The sequence below is a fragment of the Novosphingobium sp. RL4 genome (genome assembly GCF_035658495.1).
In the GTDB taxonomy this organism is placed as follows: Bacteria; Pseudomonadota; Alphaproteobacteria; order Sphingomonadales; family Sphingomonadaceae; genus Novosphingobium.
In genome coordinates, this window is record NZ_CP141944.1 from 3371796 (window position 1) to 3393785 (window position 21990).

A 21990-nucleotide genomic window follows, 5' to 3' on the forward strand; every position below is an offset into this window, starting at 1 on the left:
GCGGCTCACCGCCAGTTTCCTGCATGTCAGGCAAGGATGATATCGGTCGCATCGATCATCGGCTTTCCACGGAGGGTGACAAGGGCAACGGCCGCGGCAGACCCGCTACCATCGGCATCATAGTAGAGCGTCCCGGCAGAGGCATCGTAGAACAGATGCGTATCGGCCGAAGCAGCCTTGCGGCCATAGTCGAGGGTCGCGGGCGAACCCGGGCGAAGCGGGGCCAGCGCAGCGAAGATGTCCTTGTCGATCTCGATGTGATCGACACCGCTCTGGAAATCGAGGATGGTATCGGCATTCGCACCTGTTTCGAGATAATCGAATACGAAGGTGTCCGCGCCGGCCCCACCTGTCAGCTTGTCCGCGCCTTTGCCGCCATTCAGGACGTTGTTCCCGTCGTTGCCGTAGAGAATGTTCGCCAGAGCATTGCCCATACCATGGAGGTTGGCCGTGCCGGTCAGGTAGAGCCGCTCGATACTGTCGCCAAGCGTGAAATCGACCTGCGACCTGACGGTATCGACGCCGCCCTGCGCACCGCTTTCGATCACCCTGTCTCCACGGTCGTCGACGAAATAGGTATCGTCGCCGTCGCCACCTTCCATGCGGTCGGCCCCGATCCCGCCGTCGATCCTGTCATTGCCCTTTCCGCCGATCAGGACGTCATCTCCGGCAAGTCCGTCCAGACGATCGTCACCCGCGCCGCCGTCGATACGATTGCCCTTCCCGTCCCCGACAAGGATATCGGCATGGGCCGATCCCTTCACGTCCGACCCGCTGATGGCTGCGCGCTTGCCATCCACGATCGCCGCCCCCTTCGTCAGGTTGACCTGCAATCCGGCCCCCGCGCCCGAGTAATCCAGGGTTGCAGCCTGGACCGTGGCAGCAACAGCCTTCTCGGAGTAGATCTGGATATGGCGCGTGGTAACATCGCCGCTTGAGCTGGCGCCCGATTGCACGATGAAATCGACCTGATCCCCTGCCGCGAGCGATACGTGAGCCAGGCTGAAATCGTATGCATTGCCCTTCGCGGGGTCATAGATCTCCTTTTGGAGAATCTCCTTCCCGTTCACGGTGACCTTCAGCAAAATCCCGTCGAGGCTCTGATCGGCAACATCATATGTGCCCTTGATCGTGAACAGACCGCCAGTTTGGGCGGTGTACCGCTCGATAATGCCGTAACGGGCCGCCGCGCTCTTGCCTCCGCCGAAATCAACGGGTGTCAGCGTTGTCGCATTGATCTCCAGCGGGCGGAGCCATTGCGAACCCAGATACGGAGTCCACAGTTCCCCCCCTTTCAATCCGCCCCCCATCGTTTGCAACGCGGCGACCTGGCCGGTGCCGGACAGGGAAAAGTACGACCATGGCCCCTCGAACCCGGCACCTGCCGCATCCTGATTGGTCACGTCAAACTGGTCATAGCTGTCCGCAACGAGATTTCCCGCGTGGAACTGGACCGACGCTCCCGTCATCACCCCCTCGGACTTCAGGATGATCGGAGTATCCGCAGAAATCCTGCCGTCGAAGTTCGCGATCCGATTGCCGTCGAGATCATAGGCGGACACGCCCTTCGCCAGGCTGACGGAACCCGTCTGCCCCCAAAGCACCGCCGCATGATCGCCGAAAGTGTACAGGTAAGTGAAATCATCGGTCGCGACCCGTCGGATCACGTCGGCATCAGCCAGCAGGCTGTCGAATACCCGAAAAGCCTCTCCCGCCGGCGTCGCGCTGGCGCCCTGGGTATTCCAGAGCTCCATGTTCGGGAAGTAGGACTGGCGCGCCAGTGCATACCAACTCGCGCTCTCGATACCGGCATCCCCCATGACGCTGAGCATTTTCGCAAGATAGGCCGGCGCATCGTCGAGCGAGGCGAAATTCGCACCGAACTCGGTAACCTTGATCGCCATGTCCTTGCCGATCACGCCGCGCAGCACCTCGATCTGGTCGGCAAACTGCTCGGGCGGCGTGGTATAGGGATGGATGGAAACCGCATCGAGGAGGCCCAGTGTTCCGAGTGCCTTGAGGTCCGCGAAGTAGTCCACCGGGATGGAGTGCGTGGCGCCTCCTACAAGTTCCACGTCCAGTCCCGCCCTGTTCAGCGCACTGTCCACCGCGGCAACCAGCTTGGCATAATAATCATCGCGGTTGGCCGCCGACGATGTCGCCACAGGGCCGGTCACGAAAGAATTGGAGTTGTATTCGTTGCCGATCTCGACGGCGCTCACATTGGGATAGCGCTGCAATGTCGCCACGACGAAATTGGCGAAAGCCTCGCGCCCCGCATCGCTGTAAACCGTGTATCCGCGGTCGTAGAGCGCATTGGCATTCGCAAACGTCAGCGTAACTGCAAGGCCCTTCTGCAGCGCCTGATCGAGCCAGGCAGCCTGCGGAACCGAAAAGTCATACTTGCCCGCAGCTTTCTCGATCGCCCCCCATGGCACGCTGTCGCGGATGCCATCCACGCCAAGGTTTGCAGCGGCATCAAGAAGCGATGTGTTCCACCCCTGGCTGAAGTGGGTCTGGGCATCTAACCGGATAGTCATAACGTTCCCCGAAGAAGAATTTCCCCGGAAGTAACGGATCATATCACTACGACAGACTTACAGCGATGGTTACCATCACAGACACAACCAATAATGCAATTGCACAGATAGATTATGTGTAAACACCTATCCATCACCATGCAAAACCCGCCTCAATCAAACGGTGCGCCAGTATTTTCTCTCCTTCAAGTCGAACTCATCCGTATCCGATACAACTCCCCAGGCATTCGCGATGCAACCGGTATGCCGTCGAAATTCACGCGGCCCCTCCATAACCCCCGTCCCAGCCATCAGCCGCGACTACAGCAAATGCCAGGTATGGAAGAGATGAGCCGCGCCCACACTGGTCAGCGATCAAAACTGACACCGGAACGGAGATGACCCGACTGCGCCTGCAGACCACTCCGGGCTAGTCTCCAGCCACGTCCAGATCGCCAACCCACGGAGGTCAGCCTGATACCCTCTAACCTCCGCACCGCATCCCGGCAGCACGGGAAGAACCGGCAATGAATGCGATTCCCATCGCCTTGTTCTGGCTGCTCGTCATCTGGGCAGCCGCAAGCCGGCGGCCGGTTGCGCTCTATCTTTTCTTCGCAACCATGCCGTTCGGCGCTTTCGCGGTGATCCCCACCCAACTCACCGGAGGGCTGACGTTCATCGCCACGCCCATCGCTGCGATAGTGGTCATCGCAAAAGCCTTCCTCAACAGGCAAGGCCCATCGGCCCTGCTGTCGATGGCGATCATGCCGAACCGGCTTCTGTTCCTGTTCGCCTTCTGGACGATCGCCACGGTCACGACCTTTTTCATGCCCCGCCTGCTTGCCGGCGACCTGCTCGTCGTTCCTGTACGCGGCGTACTCCGCACCACGGCACCCTTGGCCCCATCGACGCAGAATCTCTCCCAATGGGTCTACATGACGATATCGGTGTTCACGGTCTTCGCGCTTGCCAGGCACCTGCGATCGCCGGACATGCGGCAGCATGCCCTTCAGGCGCTCTGCCTCGGCGCAGCCATGCTGATCGTCACCGGCCTGCTTGACTATGCGAGCCAGTTCCTGCCGCTGGCTCCCTTGCTGCAGCCGTTCAGGACTGCATCCTATGCACTGGCCACGGAAGTGGAGGTCATGGGCTCCAAACGCGTCGTCGGCCTGATGCCGGAAGCTTCCGCGTTCGGCACTTATTGCCTCGGCTTCCTGTGCAGCCTTTACTTCTACAGGCGCGCAATCACCAACATTGCGCTGCGAACCAGGGTTTGTCCGCCCATTCTGATCGCGTTGCTCCTGCTCTGCTGGCAGTCGAAATCCTCTGCTGCTTACGTGGGCATGGGCCTCTTCGTGGCGATGGCATGTGCCGAATGGCTGCTCAGGGCGAACAAGCCGCAGCACACGGGGCTGATCTACCGGCAAGGCCTTCTCGGCGAACTATCCGTGCCGATCGCCATCCTGACCGGCGTGACCATGACCCTGCTTCTCAAGCCGGACCTGCTTGATCCGATCTATGCCATGATCGACCGTATGGTCCTGCAGAAAGGCTCATCGCACTCCTACGAGGAACGCGGAATGTGGCGTTCGATTGCGCTCGCCAGCGTTTTCGAAAGCCATGGCTTCGGCATTGGTCTGGGAAGCACACGGGCGTCGAGCAGCATCGTCGCCATATTCAGCGCCACGGGTATCCTCGGAGGCGTCTTTTTCTGCGCATTCATCGCTCAAAGCTGCCTTCGCTCGGCGAGCAGCCCGGAACTGCGGATTCTCGCTTCGGGTTTCCGCTTTGCCTACATACCGATGTTCACCGTGTCGCTGATGATCGCGGATGCCAATTTCGACTTTGTCGCGGCTTTCGGCTTCGGCCTTGCGACAGCGCTTTCCTTCCAGCCGGACCGCCCGGTGAGAGCCGCATCTTCCCCCTATTTCATCCGCGAGCCCATGACGGCAGCCAACGATGTCGTCCGAACTTCGGCGCAAGCCGGTTCCCGAAATGCACGCCCAGGGATTACTGCCGATGCAGTCCGCGAATTCCACACATGATCGCTACGGGTTTCTGGATGAAATGCGCGGCATCGCCGCGATGGCGGTCCTGATCTTTCACATCGGAACCCGAACGGGCGCCCCGCCGCTGGCCGCGAACGGGTATCTCGCTGTCGATTTCTTCTTCATGCTGAGTGGCTTTGTCATCGCGGAAGCCTACCGCGCGCGACTTCTGAACGGCATGACATTCGGGGATTTTGCGACGAAACGCATCATCAGAGTGGCGCCAATCATCGTGTTGGGCGTCTTGATGGGTGCAGCCTACCTCCTTGCTCGCTGGATCGCCGTACCCGCGAGGTCTGACAGCCTGCAAGATATCCTCGCCAGCGCTGCGCTCAACCTCCTGCTGCTGCCCAAATGGTGGCAAGCATCGGCAACCGGTTGGGAACTCTTCCCGGCGGACGGCCCCCTCTGGTCACTGTTCTTCGAAATCCTTGTGAACTTCGCATGGGCCGGGTTTCTGGTCGCCAGGAGACGCGGGACGCTCCTGGTTCTCGCCGCGATCAGCCTGATCGCTCTGACCCGTCTTGCCGGAATTCACGGAACAATGGACATGGGCTGGAACCTGCCGACATTTACCGGCGGCCTCGCACGCGTATCCTTCGGTTTCCTGATCGGCCTGCTGATACACGCATTCCGCCAAGCCCTGCCGAAAGCCGGAGCCTGGGCTTCGTACGTCGCAGCCCTGCTTCTGATCCTGTCGCTTTGCCTACCGATAAATGACGTCAGATGGACGCTATTCGTCACCGCTGTCATCCTGCCATGCACGCTCGTTCTTGCGGTTATCGCAGGCCATCGCACAGTGATCCCCGGCGGCCGCTTTCTGGGGGTCGTTTCCTATCCGGTCTACGGCCTTCATGTGCCGATCCTCGCGCTCTATTCCGGCGCTTTCGAGAGGTTCACAGGCCTGGAGCGTACCGGATGGGAAGCCTATCTTCTGATCCCCGTCATCGTCGGCTTCGCCTGGCTGATCACGACCAGATATGAAGGGGCCGCAAGGAATATTCTTCAGGAACACATTGCCCGCAGGACGCGCGCCCAACCCGTGACCGGAGCATAATCACATGCCGGCGAAAATATTCATAGCCACAAGAACAGTATTCAAGCTTGGATTCTCGTCGCCGCGTGAGTTCCCAGGGAGTTCTCGCGCAGCCAGGTCATGACCGCAAACAGGCCGTATCCGAGAGGTAGAATGGGCAGGAAGTACAGGAACTCCATCATTTTCCCATCTACATCATTGACAAGTGAAGGCGCCGACCCGCTTGCACTGGCAATATCGATGAGGGCGGCGTTGATGCTCGGCATATCCCATGCCACGACGACCGCAAAGGCGATGGCCGCAGGGCCACGGAATCCCGGATGCCGGATCAGGAGTTGAATGGCTGCGGATGCCAGGAAAACGCTGCCTGCAAACCAGAAACCGGAAACGAAGAAACCAAACAAGACCCAACTCCTGCGACCGCTGCTACAAACCTTTGCCGATCCCGGCTCAGCGTGAACTTCTTATAGGATCGCAGTCTCGGTTTTCGGTCTCGCCGGACACAGAATTAAGATCGGACACACGCATTGAAGAGCACCTAACGGCCACTGAGACCGACAGAGCGTGACAGAAGCAGCGGCCAGACCCACGCAGGAATGCCCCCTCGCCATCGAGATGTTCACGCCGAAAAGACGGCGTAAAACTCACTCTGCAACAAGCTGGGAATCGCCTCGCCGCCCCTTGCCAGCGAGCAGCGGTTCCGCGTGACCGGAAGGGCCGGATTGCCCGTGCACCTTCCGGGCATTTGCCACCCGTTCAGATGACGACCTTCAGGGGCGAGCGCGCAGACGTTCCCAACGGGCGTCGAGTTTCGATTGAGCGGCGCCGCTCCTTACATGGGAAATCAGCGATACGCCGCGAAGGGCAACGCTGTGGCCGGACAGGAAGCGACCGGAAACGCTGTAACCGATATCGTATAGCGCGACATCTTCGTACGGTTCGCCATCGACCAGGAACCGTGTCCTGATCGCAACCGGCAGCCGCTCGTCGCCGCGGCTGTTATCGGGGAGCTTGGCCTCGTTCCGTGCCTTTTCCAGTTCCCGCTCGAACCACCTGGCCTCGATCCGCGGTTCTCCGGTGGTTTCGGCAGGCGCCACACCCAAGGCTGTCGGGAACAGGATGGTCTGGCTCTGTACGGACTGTTCGGGCGAAGCAGGTTTCAGGGTGAGCACCTGTTCGCCGGAACTTGTCGCCACCAGCACCAGTGTTGCGGCGCGGGTGGAAGCGCGCTGCGCATCGGCCTGCTTCACGGCCTCGCCGTCGCTGCGCGCGGTCCAGTTATTCCAGAGTGTCAGCCCGGAAATGACGACTGCGACCACGGCCAGCACTTCGCCCAGCGTGATCCATCGCCGGCGGATGGCGGCGGCCTCGGCCGCGCGCACTTCGGCTTTTGCCTCTGCCCTGGATGGAGATGGAGTTTCGGGGCGGGGAAGATCGTCGCTCACGCGTCCGTTCCATCATCTTCGGCGGCGGCGGTCAAGCGCTCCCGCCTTTATCGACCTCCGGACAGCAGCGTTGGCGCGTCTATCGTGAACTTGAAGCCGAAGATCAGCGCATCCTTGATGTCGCGCGTGCGGAACGGGGCGCCGGTCTGGTCGGGGTGGAGAATGTACTGCACATTGGGCGAGATGCGGATCGCCGGGCCGAGCTGCGCGCCGTAGGCCAGTTCCATCATGTACTGGTGGCGGCTGACGGCGGCATCCCCGCCCGCCGAAACCCGCGCCGCGCGCATGCGCTCCATCGCGAGGTTACTGAAGCGCTGGTCGCTGATCATGAAGCCGATCGTATCGGCATCGCGTCCGGCAAGAGTGCCGGTCTGCACCACGCCGAAGTCGAGGAAGCGGCTTTCCTCCACCCGGCCGGACAAGTTGGTCATCGCCACGCCGAACACGCTGAGGCCGCGCTCCGAACGGGGATCGGGCCGGGTCAGGCGCTGGTCGAAGCGGAAATAGAGGCCCGAGCGGCCCTTGCGGGTCTGCGGATCACGCCCGGTGAGGATGGCGATGCCGCCCTGATCGTCGCGCAGCGGATCGGCATAGTCGCCCCGGTCGAACCAGCCGCCGACGATATAGTGGCCGGGCAGGCGCACGCCCTTGCCTTCGTTCGAATAGCCCAGTTCCCACGGCACGATCACGCCGGTTGCATTCTTCGTGCTGAAGTTGAAGCCGTGGTCGCTGGCGCGCTTGCGGTCCGGGTTGACCTCGTAAGCGCCGACGTGGACGGTCACATGCGGCAGCACTTCGGCCTTGGCGCGGATCATCCAGCTGGATGCCGGGAAGTAGGTGAAGTTGCTGTTCTTGAAGACGAACGTCGGGTTGCCGCAGCCCGAATTGCCCTGAAAATTGCAGTAGATCGGCGAATTCAGGAAATGGATGTTGGCCTGGCTGCGCCCCGCCTCGATCATCAGGCGATCGTTGAATAGCTTCTGCTCCCAGGTCAGGATCGCGAGGTGGGTGTTCTGGGTGCCCCAGATTTCCTGAACCGAGGTGTTGTTGCCCAGCGCCAGCGCCGAGAGGCTTTCCCCGTGGCGATTGGTGATCGCGGCATGGATCGTGCCGCCGCCGATGCCGGCGATGCGGTCCATGTCGAGGTCCGCGCCGACATAGATCTGCCCGGCATAAGCGGCATCGCGGCGCAGGCCGCCGGTGACGTTCGTTGCCGCCTCGCCCGTGTAGCTGAGCGCGAGGGTAATGCCGTCGTCGGCCAGCGGCTGCCAGGGCTTCGGGACATCGGCCTGCCTGTCGGCGACCGGGGCCTCGTCGGAAGCGACCTCCTGCGCCATGGCGGCGGATGCCGTCAAACAGGGCAAGGAAAGGGCGGCGGCACCTGCACAGCAGGCGCCCTTGAGCAGTGCGAACCGCATCGAAACATATCCTCTCTAGGATCGGCCCGGTCTTCCGCCGGCCCGGAATCAATTCAGGCGGCGGCGATTTCCGCCGGGGCCATGCGCGGCTTGAGCAGGCCAACGAGGACCCCGCTCACCAGCACGCCCGCCAGAATGGCCAGCCCGTAGACCGCCAGATGCGTGACCGCGCCGGGGATCGGCAGGACGAACACGCCGCCATGCGGCACCTTGAGCTCGGCGCCCGCCGCCATCGAAATGGCCCCGGCAATCGCCGATCCCGCCATCAGCGCCGGGATCACCCGGAACGGATCGCGCGCGGCAAAGGGGATCGCGCCCTCGGTGATGAAGGCAAGGCCCAGCACGGCGGCGGCGCCTCCTGCCTCGCGCTCTTCCACCGAGAACCGGTCGCGGAACAGGCGGGTGGCAAGGCCCACGGCAAGCGGCGGCACCATGCCCGCCGCCATCGTCGCGGCCATCGGCGTATAGACCTGGCTGGAAATCAGCCCGACCGAGAAGGCATAGCCCGCCTTGTTGACCGGCCCGCCCATGTCGAAGGCCGACATCGCGCCCAGGATCACGCCCAGCAGGATCGCGCTCGATCCCTGCATCGAGCGCAGCCACTCAGTCAGGAACGCCAGCGCGGCGGCGACCGGGGTGCCGACCGCATAGATCATCAGCAGCCCGGTCAGCAGCGTGCCCAGCAGCGGCAGGATCAGCACCGGCTTCAGGCCCGCAAGGTTCTTGGGCAGCTTGATAAGCCGGTTGAGCCATTCGACGCCGTAACCGGCGATGAAGCCCGCCACGATGCCGCCCAGGAAACCCGCGCCCAGATTGGCGGCCAGCATCCCGCCGATCATCCCCGGCGCGATGCCGGGCCGATCCGCCACCGAATAGGCGATATAGCCCGCCAGCGCCGGCACGATCAGCGCGAAACCGCCCTGCGCGCCGATGCGGAACAGGGCACCCGCAAGTGTTCCCTCGGCGCCTGCGCTGTTGGCATCGATACCGCCCAGCGCAAAAGCCATGGCGATCAGCAGGCCGCCCGCGACCACGAAGGGCAGCATGAAGGAAACGCCGGTCATCAGGTGCTTGTAGGGACCGGCACGTTCGGCAGCGCCGCCGGAAGTCTCGGCAGAGGCCGCGCCGCCCTGCACTTTCGCCTCGGTGAGAGCACGCTCGATCAGGGCCTTGCCGCCGGAGATGGCGGGCTTGGTACTCGATGCGAAGACCCGCTTTCCGCCGAAGCGCGCACGGTCGACCTCGCGGTCGGCGGCGATGATGACCACGTCGGCCGCCGCGATCTCTTCCGCCGTCAGCGGCGAACCGGCGCCGACCGAGCCCTGCGTTTCCACGCGGATCGGATAGCCCAGCTGCTTGGCGCCTTCCTCAAGGCCTTCGGCGGCCATGAAGGTATGGGCGATGCCGGTGGGGCATGAGGTGATCGCCACTACGCGCGGCAAATCGGCGGAAACCTGCGGCTCCTGCGCCAGGGCAGCTTCGGGATCGGCCAGCACCGCCTCCAGCGTGACACGGCGAAGCGGCGTGAGCGGGAGTGCGGCTGCGGCCTCGTCATGGGCGGCGACCAGCAGCAGGGTATCGCCCGCCTGCAATTCCGGCGGAAGCGGATTGAGCACGCCTTGCCCGGTGCGCACCTCGATCTCGATATCGCGGCCCTTGGCCCGCGCCGCCTTGCGCAGCGCTTCCCCTGCGAGCACGCCCTGTACGGCGGAATCGGCCGCATCGATAACTGCGTAGAGCTTGCCCATCATTCCTCTCCGGCCTTGATCGTTTGCGGGCGGGTACAGCCCGGCAGCATCGACGGCGTGACGGCCACTTCATCGGCCAGTGCATGCACCGTGGGCAGGGCGGGCAGGTTCGGCCCCGCCATGCCGAGCTTGGCGACCGCGAACGCGGTGGCGAGGCGGGCGGTGCGTTCAAGATCCGCGCCTTCGCCCAGAGCCGCCACGATACCCGCGACCATCGCATCACCCGCGCCCACCGTGCTGGCGACCTGTCCGATGGCGAGACGCGCGGTAACGGCGCCTTCCGAGGACAGGAACAGCGCCCCTTCCTCGCCCATCGACACGACGACCAACGAAACGCCGCGCCCGTGCAGCTGCGCCGCCGCTTCGGAAAGCGCGGCCAGATCGGACAGGGGACGGCCGAGCCATTGCGCCAGTTCGTCGCGGTTGGGCTTCACCACATCGGGCAGAACATCGGCGGTAAGCGCGCACTTGAGCGGCAGGCCGCTGGTGTCGAGCACCACCCGGCACCCGGCCGCGCGCAGGCGTGCGGTGAGCGTGACGTAGCTGTCGGGCGGGCAGCCCGGCGGCAGGCTTCCGGCCAGGACCACCAGATCGCCCTCACGCGCGGCTTCGCAGATGGTTGCCGCCACCATTTCGGCGCGCCCCGCATCCACGGCGATCCCGTCGAGATTGATATCGGTCGTGCCCGTCGCGTCCACCAGCTTGAGGTTGACCCGCGTGGCCCCGGCGATGCGGATGAAGCGGTCCTCGATGGCCTTGGCGGCGAACAGCGCATCGAACGCGGCGGCATTGTCGCTGCCGAGCAGGCCGTAGGCGGACACCGGCATGCCCCAGTCGGCCAGGCAACTGGCGACGTTCACGCCCTTGCCGCCCGCGTTCTGACGCACCGAACGGGCGCGGTGGACTTCGCCCACGACCAGCCGGTCAAGCATGACGGTCTGGTCGATGGCCGGGTTGAAGGTGACCGTAAGAGTGCGCATCAGCCTTCCCCCTCTTCGATTTTCGGCCCGTCCAGCGCGCGGATTTCGCCGGCGCTTTCCATGTCGAGCGCCCTGGCGGCAAGCGTGCGCAGGCTTTCGAGGCTGGCGCCGCGAATGCGGGCCTTCACCGCCGGAATGTCGCGCGGGGTCATCGACAGTTCGCTGACGCCCAGCCCCACCAGCAGCGCCGCGCCGAAGGGATCGCCGGCAATGCCGCCGCAGACGCCGACCCAGCGGCCATGCGCCTTCGCGCCCTCCACCGTCGCCGCGATCATGCGCAGCACGGCGGGGTGCAGGCTTTCGGCATCGCCCGCCAGTTCCGGGTTCTGCCGGTCGATGGCGAGGACATATTGGGTAAGGTCGTTCGTGCCGATCGAGAAGAAATCGGCATGGGCCGCCAGCGAGCGCGCCTGGATGGCGGCGGCGGGAACCTCGATCATGATGCCCACGGGAATCGTCGGCGCGTCCAGCTCGACGCGGATCTCCTCGCAGCGGGCACGCAGCGCGATCAGTTCGTGGACGGAGGTAATCATCGGGAACATGATCGAAAGATCGCCGCCGGACTTGGCGGCGCGGTACAGCGCGCGAAGCTGCGGCTCCAGCAGGTCCGGGCGGCGCAGCAAGAGTCGCGCGCCGCGTACGCCAAGGAAAGGGTTCTCCTCGCGCGGGAGGTCAAGATGCGGCACCTGCTTGTCGCCGCCGATATCGAGCGCACGCACCACCAGCGGGCGCCCTTCCAGCGCCTCGGTCATGGCGCGGTAGATTTCGGCCTGCTCGTCCTCGCCCGGACTGTCGCCGCGTTCGAGAAACAGGAATTCGGTGCGCATCAGGCCGACGCCCTCGCCGCCCTGCGCCAGCGCGAAAGCGACCTGATCGGGGCGATTGACGTTGGCGGCGATCTCCACGCGGTGGCCGTCGCGGGTTTCGGCAGGCTTGCCGCGCTCGGCTTCTTCGGCGGCGCGCTTTTCGGCGAGCGCCGCGATCCACGCGCGGGCAGAGGCGAGATCGGCCTCCGACGGGTTCAGCCAGACGCGGCCGCTGTCGCCATCGACGATCGCGGTGGCCCCGGCGGCAAGCCCCATCAGGTCCGCGCCGCCCGCCACGACCGAAGGCAAGCCGAGCGTGCGGGCCAGGATCGCGCTGTGCGAAGTCGGCCCGCCCAGCGCCGTGGCAATGCCCGCAACCCGCGCGGTATCGAGCGTGGCGGTATCCGAAGGTGACAAGTCCGCCGCGACCAGCACGCAGGGCTCCTCGGGCAGATCGGTCAGTGATCCGGCCGCAAGCGCAGGATCGATCTCGGCCAGAACGCGGCGGCCGATATCGTGCAGATCCGCCGCGCGCGCGGCGAGCACCGGATTGCCCAGCGCCGAAAGCTGCCCGGCGATACGGTCCACCGCCTGATGCCACGACCATGCCACCCCGTGCCCCTCGACCATGAGCTGGCAGGTGAGCGTGATGAGATCGGTATCGTCGAGCAGTTCGGCCTGCGCCTTGAAGATCGCGGCATCGCCCGCACCCAGACGCCGGGTGGTATCGTCGATCAGCGCCTTCATCTGCGCGCGGGTGCGGGTGAGCGCATCGTTCAGCTGGGTGCCACCGCTGGCCAGATCGGTCGGCCGGTCGGGCACGTCGAGTTCCTGCGCAGAAAGCACATGGACCTTGCCGATGGCGAGGCCCGGACTGGCGGCGACGCCCGCGATCATCCGCGCCTCGCCCACGGGCTTCCAGCCGCGGATCGGCGCGGCGGCCTTTTCGGCGGCACGCGCGGCGTCTTCCTTCTCGCGCACGGTCAGGCGGCGGACCACGGCGGCAAAGCTGTCCAGCGCCGCCCGCGCGCCTGCCCCTTCGGCGGAGAGAGTCACCCGATCACCAGCACGCAGCCCCAGTTGGAGGAGGGAAACGAGGCTGCGGGGATCGGCGCTCTCTCCGCCGTGGCGCACGCGCAGGCGCACGCCAGAGGCACGCGCCGCTTCGACCCAGGCCGAGGCGGGGCGGGCATGGAGGCCGGTTGGGTAGTCGACCGTCCATTCTGTGGTTTCAGCATAGTCTGCCGCCGGTTCGGACGGGGCGGCAGCCGCGCCGTCTTCCCACAGCGCGCGGGAAAAGGCGGCCGGATCGTCGGTGGCGACCAGCGCGGCAAGGCGCGGCTCGTCCTGGATGAGGCGGGTCAGGCGGCGCAGGATGGCGATGTGGCTGTCCGAATTGGCGGCGATGCCCACCACCAGATGGGCGCGCTGGCCGGGGTTCCATTCGACCCCTTCGCGCAACTGGAGGATCGCCACGCCGTCGCGGCGGACCAGGCCCTTGTCCTCGCCCAGGCCATGCGGGATCGCCACGCCCGCGCCCAGGAACGTGTTCGCCACGCCCTCCCGGCGGACCATGCTTTCCTCGTATCCGGGCGCAACGCAGCCGGCGGCGACCAGAAGCTGGCCGACCTGGCGAATCGCATCGACCTTGTCTGCCGCGCTGGCATCGATTCGAACGAGATCCTCTACCCCCGAGGCGGGCGCATCTGCGAGCATTTCAGGCCTCTCCTGACCGTTTTGACGACGGGTCTGTGATGTACTTAGAAAACGTTTTCTCAAAGCGCTTGTCAAGAGAATGCTTGCGATCTTGAGAGAACGTGATGCATAGTCTCCCGCAGGAGAGGGGCAAAACGCCCTAACAAGTGAGAACGATTTCTCGAATGGCGCATTGCGGATGACAGTTGGAATCAAGGACGTAGCCCGGGTTGCCGAAGTGTCCCCCGCCACCGTTTCGCGGGTGCTGTCAGGCCGCAGCGTCGATCCCGCGATGCACGAGCGGGTGCTGGCGGCCGTGAAGTCCACCGGCTACCGCCCCAACCTTGCGGCGCGGCGCCTGCGCTCCCAGCACACCAACACCATCGGCCTGATCGTCGCCGATATCCGCAACCCCTTCTTCACCGCGGTCTCGCGCGCCATCGAAAGCCTCGCCACCGCACGCGGGATGCGGGTGATCCTGTGCAACACCGACGAAGACCCGGCCAAGGAGGCCGGCTATCTCGAACTGATGCACGAGGAACGCGTAACCGGGGTGATCTTCGCGCCCTGCCGCCAATGGGTCGAAAAGGCCGAGCGGCTGGAACCGGGCTTCCCCGTCGTCCTGATCGACCGCAGCCTGCCCAGCGCCGGTCTCGACACGGTATTGCTAGACAACGAAACCATGGCCGCCGAATTGGTGGCGCACCTCCACGCCCAGGGCCACCGCCGCGTGGCCGGGCTGTTCGGCGCCGCCAGCAGCACCGGGATCGAGCGCCGCGCCGGGTTCGAGCAAGCGGCCCGCAAGTTCGGCATGGAGGCCGTCACGGTCGAGATGCCGCACGCCGCCGAGGCCGCGGCACGCACGGTCAGGGAACTGCTCTGCGGCCCGGTTCGCCCGGACGCGCTCGTCGCCAGCAACGGCGTCATGCTGCTCACCGTGCTGCGTGCGCTGCGCGACCTCGATCTCGCTGTGCCCGGCGACATTGCCCTTGCCGGGTTCGACAACAACGACTGGATGGAATTCGTCGGCGACGGGCTCTCGGTGATCGAACAGCCGGTCGAGGAGATCGGCCGCACCGCGATGACCATGCTGCTGGACCGGCTGGACCATCCCGAAGCGCCTGCCCGCAAGGTCGTGCTGGCGGGACGCCTCATCACGCGCGGATCGAGCGGCCCTCACGCCCGCGCCAACCAGCCCATCGGAGCCTGACCATGATGACCGACTTCAGCGCAAAACAATCGATCGGCCGGGACACGCGCCTGTGCATGTCGCTTTCCGCCCGCCCCGGCAACGCCGGGTCGCGTCTGCACAACACGCTCTACGGGCTGCTGGGGCTGGACTATGTCTACAAGTCCTTCTCCACCACGGACCTGCCAGCGGCCATCGGCGGCCTGCGGGCGCTGGGCATTCGTGGCTGCGCGATCTCGATGCCGTTCAAGGAAGCGGTGATCCCCCTGCTCGACGGGCTTGAGGATTCGGCCCGCGCCATCGACAGCGTGAACACCATCGTCAACGACGAAGGCGTGCTGACCGGCTACAATACCGACTATACCGCCGTGCGCGATCTCGTTGCCCGGCGCGGCATCGATCCGGCCACGCCGTTCCTGCTGCGCGGCAGCGGCGGCATGGCCAAGGCGGTCATGGCCGCGCTTCGCGATCTCGGCTTCCGCCAGGGCACGATTATCGCCCGCAATGCCGAAGCCGGCCCCGCCCTTGCCGAACAGTACGGTTTCCGCTGGCTCCCCGAGCTTCCCGAACAGGGGGCGGCGATGCTTGTCAACGTCACGCCGCTCGGCATGGAAGGCGCGCAGGCCGGCGAACTCGCCTTCACGCCCGCGCAGATCGCCGCCTGCGACGTCGCCTTCGACGTGGTGGCGCAGCCCGCCGAAACGCCCTTTATCAAGGCCGCCCTCGCCGCAGGAAAGACGGCGATCTCCGGCGCGGAAGTGATCGTGCTCCAGGCCATCGAGCAATTCGTGCTCTATACCGGCATCCGCCCCGACGATGAGGCCATTGCCAAGGCCACCGCCTTCGCGCATGGCCCGCAAGTAGCCCGGCGGCTGCAAGACGCGGCGTAATGCCGGCCCGAAGGGGCAGGATGTGCTCGCAGTGCCATGGATTTGTCCGGAACATGGGGTAAGGAAGCTGATATGAAACCGACACTCACCCGCTTCCTGCTCGAAAAGCAGCGCGAGCCGAACTCGACCTGCCCGCCCGAACTGCGCCTGCTGATCGAAACCGTGGCGCGCGCCTGCAAGACGGTGAACCACGCCATCGCCAAGGGCGCGCTGGGCGACGTTCTGGGCAGCCTCGACAGCGAGAACGTGCAGGGCGAAGTTCAGAAAAAGCTCGACGTGCTCGCCAACGAACTGCTGCTGGATGCCAACGAGTGGGGCGGCCACCTCGCCGGAATGGCCTCGGAAGAGATGGAAACGATCCATCCCATCCCCAACCGCTATCCCAAGGGCGAATACCTGCTGGTCTACGATCCGATCGACGGTTCCAGCAATGTCGACGTAAACCTCTCGGTCGGCACGATCTTCTCCGTGCTGCGCGCGCCTGACGAATGCGCGGGCCGCGAAGTACGAGAGGAAGATTTCCTCCAGCCCGGGACCGCGCAGGTCGCTGCCGGCTATGCGATCTACGGCCCGCAGACGCTGCTGGTGCTGACCCTGGGCTCCGGTGTCTACGAGTTTACGCTGGATCGCGAACTGGGCGCCTGGATCATGACCGACGGCCCCATGCAGATTCCTTCGGGCAATTGCGAAATCGCCATCAACATGGCGCGCCGCCCGCAGTGGTCGCCAACCGTGGTGCGCTACATCGACGAGCGCCTGACTGACGGCAAGGGCCCCTGCGGCCGGGACTACAACATGCGCTGGACGGCCTCGATGGTTGCCGACGTGCATCGCATCCTGAAGCGCGGCGGCGTGTTCCTCTATCCCGCCGATCACCGCACGCCGGGCAAGGCGCGCCTGCGCCTGCTTTACGAAGCCAATCCGATGAGCTTCCTGGTCGAACAGGCGGGCGGCGCCTCGACCGACGGCTGGAACCGCGTGCTCGACGTGACCCCGGTCGGACTTCACCAGCGCATCGGCCTGATCCTGGGCGATCCCGAACAGGTCGCCGCCCTCATGGAAACGGAAACGGCCTGACCGAGGCTCGACGACCCGGAGCTTCGGGTGAAGTTCCGGGCCGTTGAGGCTAGACCATCGGGCTGAAACGGCCATCCTGATGGTGGATCATCGCATCCACCATCTTCAGCGCCCGTTCGATGCATTGCCGATCGGCGCTGCCGCCGATCGAGATACGCACCGCATGACGGGCCTCGGGGTCGATGCGGAACTGCTCTCCCGACACGACCGAGATGCCGAGCGGCCGCAGCGCCCGCACGAGATCGGCGGACTGCCCTTCCCGCTCCAGCGCAATCCACAAGTGATAGCCCGCGCGGGCCGCCTCATAGCTCCCATGCGGCAGGATGCCTGCCGCGATAGCCTGCCGCGCAAGGCACTCGTCCCGCACCTCCGCCACCAGCGAGGCCCATTTCCCGGTGTTCAGCCACTGGGTACAGACGGCCAGGTTGAGCGGAGGCGCCATGATCGTGGTCTCATAGGTATCCGTCGCCAGCCGCAGCGCATCCCGAAGCTGCGGCGCGCGCAAGTACGCAACGCGCAGCGATGGCGAGACGAGCTTTGAAAGGCTTGCGACATGCCACGTCCGCTCCGGCGCGAGCGCTGCCAGCGACGGGATCTCGCCGCTGCCGAGACGGGAATAGGGATCGTCCTCGATGATGAGAACATCGTGCCGCCGCGCGATCTCGGCAATGCGGCGGCGCCGTTCCTCGCTGAGCGTCGCGGTCGTCGGATTGTCGTTGTCGGGCACGAGATAGATCGCCCTGACCGGGGTGGATTGAACCGCCCCGGTTTCGCAGGCCCGCGCGAAAGCATCGGGATCGATGCCGTGCCGATCCGCGCCGAGCGGCACGATCGCCACGCCGTGCCGGCGGCAAATCGCGCTCCAGCCCGGATAGACGAAAGGCCCCGTGCACACGACATCGCCGGGCGCCAGAACGGAACTGACAACCGCATGCAGCGCGGTTTGCGCACCGCTGGTGACGATGACGTTGTCCTCCGTCGCCTCCATTCCCGAAGCCGCCAGCCACTGCGCGCCGGCCGCGCGGTCTTCCGGAGCGCCGCCCGCAGGCTGATACTGCAACCGGTTCGCCGCGGCCGGGCCTTCGAGCACGGCTTGCAGGGCATTCGCGAAACTGGCGGCATAGGAACTGTTGGAGGGAATCGGCGGCAGGTTCATGCCGGTGTCGAACGGCGGCACCTGGCTGGACGCATCGAACGCCGCCTTCCCCCGGACGAAGCTGCCGCGCCGCCCTTCCGCGTCGATCAGCCCCTGCCTGCGCGCCTCGGCATAAGCGCGCGTGACCGTGCCGGTATCCACGCCCAGCGCTTCGGCCAGTTCGCGCTGGGGCGGAAGGCGATCCCCCGGATTGAGCCGACGCTCCTCCACATCCCGGCCGATCGCCGCGCAGATCGCCAGATAGAGCGGCCCTTGAGCATTGCGGATGTCCGGCAGCCAATTTTGCATCACTGTTTGCATTGACTTTGTATGCATACAATATCCATATTGAGCAACAGACGAATCCTCGCGATCAACGGCGGACCTGCATCATGTCAGACAACAATATGGAGCCCGGCGACAAGGCCCGCCGTATTTTCAGGTGCGGCCTGAAAGGACTTTGCCCCCGTTGCGAAAAAGGCGCCATGTTCCGCAAGTGGCTCAAGCTGAACGATACCTGCCCGGCCTGCGGGCTCGATTACGGCTTCGCCGCCCCTGACGACGGCCCCGCCTTCTTCTCGCTCTGCATCGTCGCCTTCCCGCTCACGTTCTTCGCCGTATGGCTGCAGGTGAAGTTCGACCCGCCGTTCTGGGTCCATCTGCTCACTTCGTTCCCGCTGGTCGGGCTGGGCTGCGTGTTGCCGCTGCAGTATATCAAGGGCTGGCTCGTGGCCTCGCAATACGTGAACAAGGCGCAGGAAGCGGGCACGGAGGCACTCTGGGCCGATCTCAATGCCCGCGCCCCGCGCAACGGCGATTGACCTGCCCATGACCATGCCGACTGCCGGTCACGCAACCCCGCTGCAATCCGCCCGGGACTTCGTTGCCGAATACTTCGAAGCACTGGAACGCCCCGATCTCGCCCGGATGGTGCGCGCGGGATCGGGCGACGACTTTGCCGAAATGCACAGCGCAACAAGGCTGCTCGCATCGCAGGCCGCCAAGATCGCCCGGTATGAAGAGGCGCTCGATCAATATGCCGACCACGGTTTCTGGGACGATGCCCTGCCCGGCGGCCCGCTCGCCCTTCACGATGGCGGCGACATGGCGCGCAACGTGCTCAAGGGCAGGCCCGCGTTCTTCCATCGCGATTGATGCATCGGACCCGCGAACCGTGAAAGCATGGATATCGGCCCGCGCGGCCTTTGCCGGAATGGCTCTCCTGATCGGACTCGCCGGATGCCGCGATGACCGTCATGACGAGCGCCTGCGGAAAGCGGGGCAAGACCCGACCCTGCAAGAGCTTATGAAAGTTGCCGACGTGGAAAGCGGCGCCCGGAAATTCCGGCAGTGCGCCGCCTGCCACAGCATCATCGAAGGCGCGAGCGATCGCGGCGGACCGAACCTGTTCGGCGTGTTCGGCCAGCCCCCCGGCACCAACAGGTCGCGCTACGGCTACACTGCGGCTCTGATCGGCATCGGCGGCAGATGGGACGAAAAGGCGCTCGACGCATGGATCGCCGCCCCCGCCTCGGTCGTGCCGGGCACGACCATGCAGTTCCCCGGCGTGAAGGACCCGTTGGACCGAGCCGACCTGATCGCCTACCTGCGCACGCAGGCAAGAGACCCCCGATAACCACCGCGCGGCTGCGGGAAAATGGGCAGCGCCCGGGCGTGGACGAGATTCACAAGCGGTCCATCCGCAGCCAGGCATCGTCGCCCAGCCACGCCTGCCCGAGCGCCTGGCGGGCGGCGGCCGCTTCAACACCGCGCCCTTGCGCCTTCTCGCTTTCGGCAAGTCCGTAAAGTGCCCAGCCGCTTTTCGGAGACTGCACGAGCGCGGCACGAAAAGCCTGCGCCGCCTCGCCATAATGCCCGGCCCTGAACAGGGCCGCGCCAAGCGACTGGCTCACGGGATAATACCAGTATGGCGGCTCCTGATAGGGTATCTTCGCCTCCAGCACGATTGCCCGGCGATAGAGGCGCGCGGCCTCTTCGTAGCGCTTTTCCGAAAAGGCCAGCTTGCCGCGCGCCACCGCTTCGGCAAGCTGGAGAAGGTCCGCTGCGGGCACGCCCTGTTCGGTCATGCCGGCCAGGGTGCCGGATTTGCGGATTTCCACGATGGCGGCGATTTCACGCTCGGCTCCGGCGCGGTCCCGCCCCTGCGCCCGGGCAACTGCGCGCGCATAGAACCGCATGGCAGCGGCATAGGGCAAACGCGGGTCGGGCGGCGGCATGGCCAGGATCGCCTCGGGTTCGGCAAATTGCGCCATCGCCAGAAAGGGTGCGGCATCGATCGCCTGTATCCAGGCGATCCGCGCGGAGGTGCCGGGATCCAGCAGTTTCCGCAGACGCTGCGCCTCGGTGATCGCCGTGCGCATGTCACCTGCCATCTGCGCGGATGTCACGATGAAGTGGACGTTGTGAGGGTAATAGCCGAAGCGGACGAGGCTGCGATCGTTCGTGCTGCGGATGAAAGCCTCGTCTGCACGCGCGGCCGCAATGTTGACCCGGATGGAATCGGCGTAGCGGCCGACCAGTTGATAGATGTGCCCCGGCATGTGGACGAGATGGCCGGCGCTCGGCGCGCCTTCCCGCGCCAGCCGGTCTGCCGCAGCTTCCGCGCGGCGCGGCTCCGCGCTGTTCTCCATGAGATGGATGTAAAGATGCGCGGCCTGAAGGTTGCCCGGGTCACGCATTAGCACGCCCTCGATCAGCCGAACCGCCTCGCCGCTTCGGCCTGTCGGCGTTCGCTTGTCCGCCTCCCAATAGCTCCACGGGCTGACATCCATGACCGCTTCGGCCGCCAGCACGGCCACATCGTCATCCGCTGGAAAGCGACGGGCAACGCCGATCATGGCATCGGCATATGCGGCATCCAGTGCAGAGCGATCGGCCTTCGCATCGCGCGTGTAGCGGCGCGCCGTCGCACCGATCAACGCCTGCTCCAGCGGGGACGCATGCACGCTTTGCCCTGCGGCCCTGTCCATCGCCGCCAAAGCCGCATTGCGATCGCGATCGTCCATGGGCGCGTTGATGTTCGGCCCCAGCGCAAGCGCCTCGCCCCACCAGCACATCGCGCAAGCCGGATCGAGCCGCTGCGCCTCGCGAAAAGAGCGCACCGCCCCTGCATGATTGAAGCCATAGGCCAGCAGGAGACCCTGATTGAAATAGCGCCGCGCCTGCTCGCTTGAAGTGGTGATCGGCAAACGATCGGCAACGAGATCGCGATAGAGCGGTATCGCCTGGGATGCGGCACCGACCGGACCCGTAACGGCTGCGGCAAGCACAAGCTCGTGCGCCAGCACCGCCGCCTCAGCCCTTGCGCCGCAAATCGAAGCGGCAAGCCCTGACGGATCGAGCATGGCCAGAGTCACCGGCGAAATGCCCGCGCCAGTCGAAAAACTGGCAAGAACAAAGCCCTGCGCCGCCAAAGCAATGCTGCTCAACACCCTCTGCATGCACCCGACCCTTGACCGAGGTAGCCGCCGAAAAAGCGCTAATTCACACCGACTCTCCGAGCCGCCATCTTCAACCGGAACAAGCTGCTCGCGCCGCCGATATCTGTCAACATGACACCGGACGTGACCTCAGCGAACGAAAAAACCGGCTTCCGCCCGAAATACGTTCAAGCGCTGCCGGCAATCACGCACATGAGAACAAAGCCCCGGTCGGTGAGGAGAATTCCCGGACATTCCGCGCGAAATTCGCAAGAGACGACTTTCGTCGAGCCAACGTCCAGCCACGATAAAGGAAATTGAGCCGGATCGCCCTGAAGCCAAGGAAATCTTTCGATTTCCTGCGATCAGTTCTGGATGGTCCCGGAAGGGCTCTTGGCGGAGAGGGTGGGATTCGAACCCACGGTACGGTTTCCCGTACACTGCATTTCGAGTGCAGCGCATTCGACCACTCTGCCACCTCTCCGCTAGAGATGCGATAGCGATGGAAGGTCTCCATCGGGTCGGGAAGCGCGCCGTTAGCCCAGCATTTCGACCTTGCCAACC

The 21990-nt window shown here is 65.0% G+C and carries 17 protein-coding genes and 1 tRNA gene; 8 read left to right on the forward strand and 10 right to left on the reverse strand.

Annotated features, from left to right (window positions below):
- Positions 1 to 26: 26 nt before the first annotated feature.
- Positions 27 to 2540, reverse strand: coding sequence for a calcium-binding protein (locus U9J33_RS16165; protein WP_324696700.1), 2514 nt, complete (start codon positions 2538 to 2540; stop codon positions 27 to 29).
- A 506-nt stretch (positions 2541 to 3046) separates the two neighbouring features.
- Between U9J33_RS16165 and U9J33_RS16170 the strand changes: the two genes are divergently transcribed.
- Entirely contained in the window at positions 3047 to 4564 is a 1518-nt protein-coding gene (locus tag U9J33_RS16170; RefSeq protein ID WP_185996744.1) for a hypothetical protein, read from the forward strand.
- Positions 4539 to 5624: an acyltransferase gene (locus U9J33_RS16175; RefSeq protein WP_324696703.1), complete on the forward strand. Its 1086-nt coding sequence runs from the start codon at positions 4539 to 4541 to the stop codon at positions 5622 to 5624. The genes U9J33_RS16170 and U9J33_RS16175 overlap by 26 nt, the downstream gene beginning before the upstream one ends.
- Before the next feature lie 41 nt (positions 5625 to 5665).
- On the opposite strand, the gene U9J33_RS16180 is transcribed toward U9J33_RS16175, so the two are convergent.
- The 6 genes from U9J33_RS16180 to ptsP all read right to left on the reverse strand — a co-directional run bounded on the left by U9J33_RS16180 (position 5666) and on the right by ptsP (position 13716).
- Positions 5666 to 6007 carry a hypothetical protein gene (locus tag U9J33_RS16180; protein ID WP_324696704.1) on the reverse strand — a complete coding sequence of 114 codons (342 nt, stop codon included), beginning with the start codon at positions 6005 to 6007 and terminating at the stop codon, positions 5666 to 5668.
- 366 nt (positions 6008 to 6373) lie between these two features.
- The gene (locus tag U9J33_RS16185; protein ID WP_324696706.1) at positions 6374 to 7048 is read right to left on the reverse strand and encodes a hypothetical protein; all 675 of its coding nucleotides are present in this window, start codon (positions 7046 to 7048) and stop codon (positions 6374 to 6376) included.
- 47 nt (positions 7049 to 7095) lie between these two features.
- Complete coding sequence (locus U9J33_RS16190) at positions 7096 to 8466, reverse strand: carbohydrate porin (protein ID WP_324696708.1); 1371 nt, start codon at positions 8464 to 8466, stop codon at positions 7096 to 7098.
- A gap of 53 nt (positions 8467 to 8519) precedes the next feature.
- Positions 8520 to 10214 carry a fructose-specific PTS transporter subunit EIIC gene (locus U9J33_RS16195; protein ID WP_324699074.1) on the reverse strand — a complete coding sequence of 565 codons (1695 nt, stop codon included), beginning with the start codon at positions 10212 to 10214 and terminating at the stop codon, positions 8520 to 8522.
- Complete coding sequence (pfkB, locus tag U9J33_RS16200) at positions 10214 to 11194, reverse strand: 1-phosphofructokinase (RefSeq protein WP_054438381.1); 981 nt, start codon at positions 11192 to 11194, stop codon at positions 10214 to 10216. The genes U9J33_RS16195 and pfkB overlap by 1 nt, the downstream gene beginning before the upstream one ends.
- Positions 11194 to 13716 (reverse strand): phosphoenolpyruvate--protein phosphotransferase, encoded by a 2523-nt coding sequence (gene ptsP, locus U9J33_RS16205; RefSeq protein ID WP_324696712.1) that lies wholly within the window; start codon positions 13714 to 13716, stop codon positions 11194 to 11196. The genes pfkB and ptsP overlap by 1 nt, the downstream gene beginning before the upstream one ends.
- Positions 13717 to 13894: 178 nt before the next feature.
- Here ptsP and U9J33_RS16210 point away from each other — a divergent pair, with 178 nt between their 5' ends.
- From U9J33_RS16210 to U9J33_RS16220, 3 genes are all read left to right on the forward strand, one after another.
- Positions 13895 to 14905 (forward strand): LacI family DNA-binding transcriptional regulator, encoded by a 1011-nt coding sequence (locus U9J33_RS16210; protein ID WP_324696714.1) that lies wholly within the window; start codon positions 13895 to 13897, stop codon positions 14903 to 14905.
- 2 nt (positions 14906 to 14907) lie between these two features.
- Positions 14908 to 15774, forward strand: coding sequence for a shikimate 5-dehydrogenase (locus tag U9J33_RS16215; protein WP_324696716.1), 867 nt, complete (start codon positions 14908 to 14910; stop codon positions 15772 to 15774).
- 72 nt (positions 15775 to 15846) lie between these two features.
- On the forward strand, positions 15847 to 16851 hold the full coding sequence (locus U9J33_RS16220; RefSeq protein ID WP_132469723.1) for a class 1 fructose-bisphosphatase: 1005 nt from the start codon (positions 15847 to 15849) through the stop codon (positions 16849 to 16851).
- A gap of 49 nt (positions 16852 to 16900) precedes the next feature.
- On the opposite strand, the gene U9J33_RS16225 is transcribed toward U9J33_RS16220, so the two are convergent.
- Positions 16901 to 18295 (reverse strand): PLP-dependent aminotransferase family protein, encoded by a 1395-nt coding sequence (locus U9J33_RS16225; RefSeq protein ID WP_324696718.1) that lies wholly within the window; start codon positions 18293 to 18295, stop codon positions 16901 to 16903.
- An 83-nt stretch (positions 18296 to 18378) separates the two neighbouring features.
- Here U9J33_RS16225 and U9J33_RS16230 point away from each other — a divergent pair, with 83 nt between their 5' ends.
- From U9J33_RS16230 to U9J33_RS16240, 3 genes are read left to right on the forward strand one after another with little or no spacing between them, the layout of a single operon-like run.
- Positions 18379 to 18807 (forward strand): DUF983 domain-containing protein, encoded by a 429-nt coding sequence (locus tag U9J33_RS16230; RefSeq protein WP_054438379.1) that lies wholly within the window; start codon positions 18379 to 18381, stop codon positions 18805 to 18807.
- Between the two features lie 7 nt (positions 18808 to 18814).
- Positions 18815 to 19141, forward strand: coding sequence for a hypothetical protein (locus tag U9J33_RS16235; RefSeq protein WP_324696721.1), 327 nt, complete (start codon positions 18815 to 18817; stop codon positions 19139 to 19141).
- 19 nt (positions 19142 to 19160) lie between these two features.
- Complete coding sequence (locus tag U9J33_RS16240) at positions 19161 to 19622, forward strand: c-type cytochrome (RefSeq protein ID WP_324696723.1); 462 nt, start codon at positions 19161 to 19163, stop codon at positions 19620 to 19622.
- Positions 19623 to 19671: 49 nt separating this feature from the next.
- Here the strand turns inward: U9J33_RS16240 and U9J33_RS16245 are convergent, their stop codons facing one another.
- Both U9J33_RS16245 and U9J33_RS16250 read right to left on the reverse strand, forming a co-directional pair.
- A complete protein-coding gene (locus U9J33_RS16245) occupies positions 19672 to 21447 on the reverse strand; it encodes a hypothetical protein (protein ID WP_324696725.1) in 1776 nt (591 codons plus the stop codon).
- A 373-nt stretch (positions 21448 to 21820) separates the two neighbouring features.
- Positions 21821 to 21910 (reverse strand) — tRNA-Ser (locus tag U9J33_RS16250).
- Between the last annotated feature and the right edge of the window lie 80 nt (positions 21911 to 21990).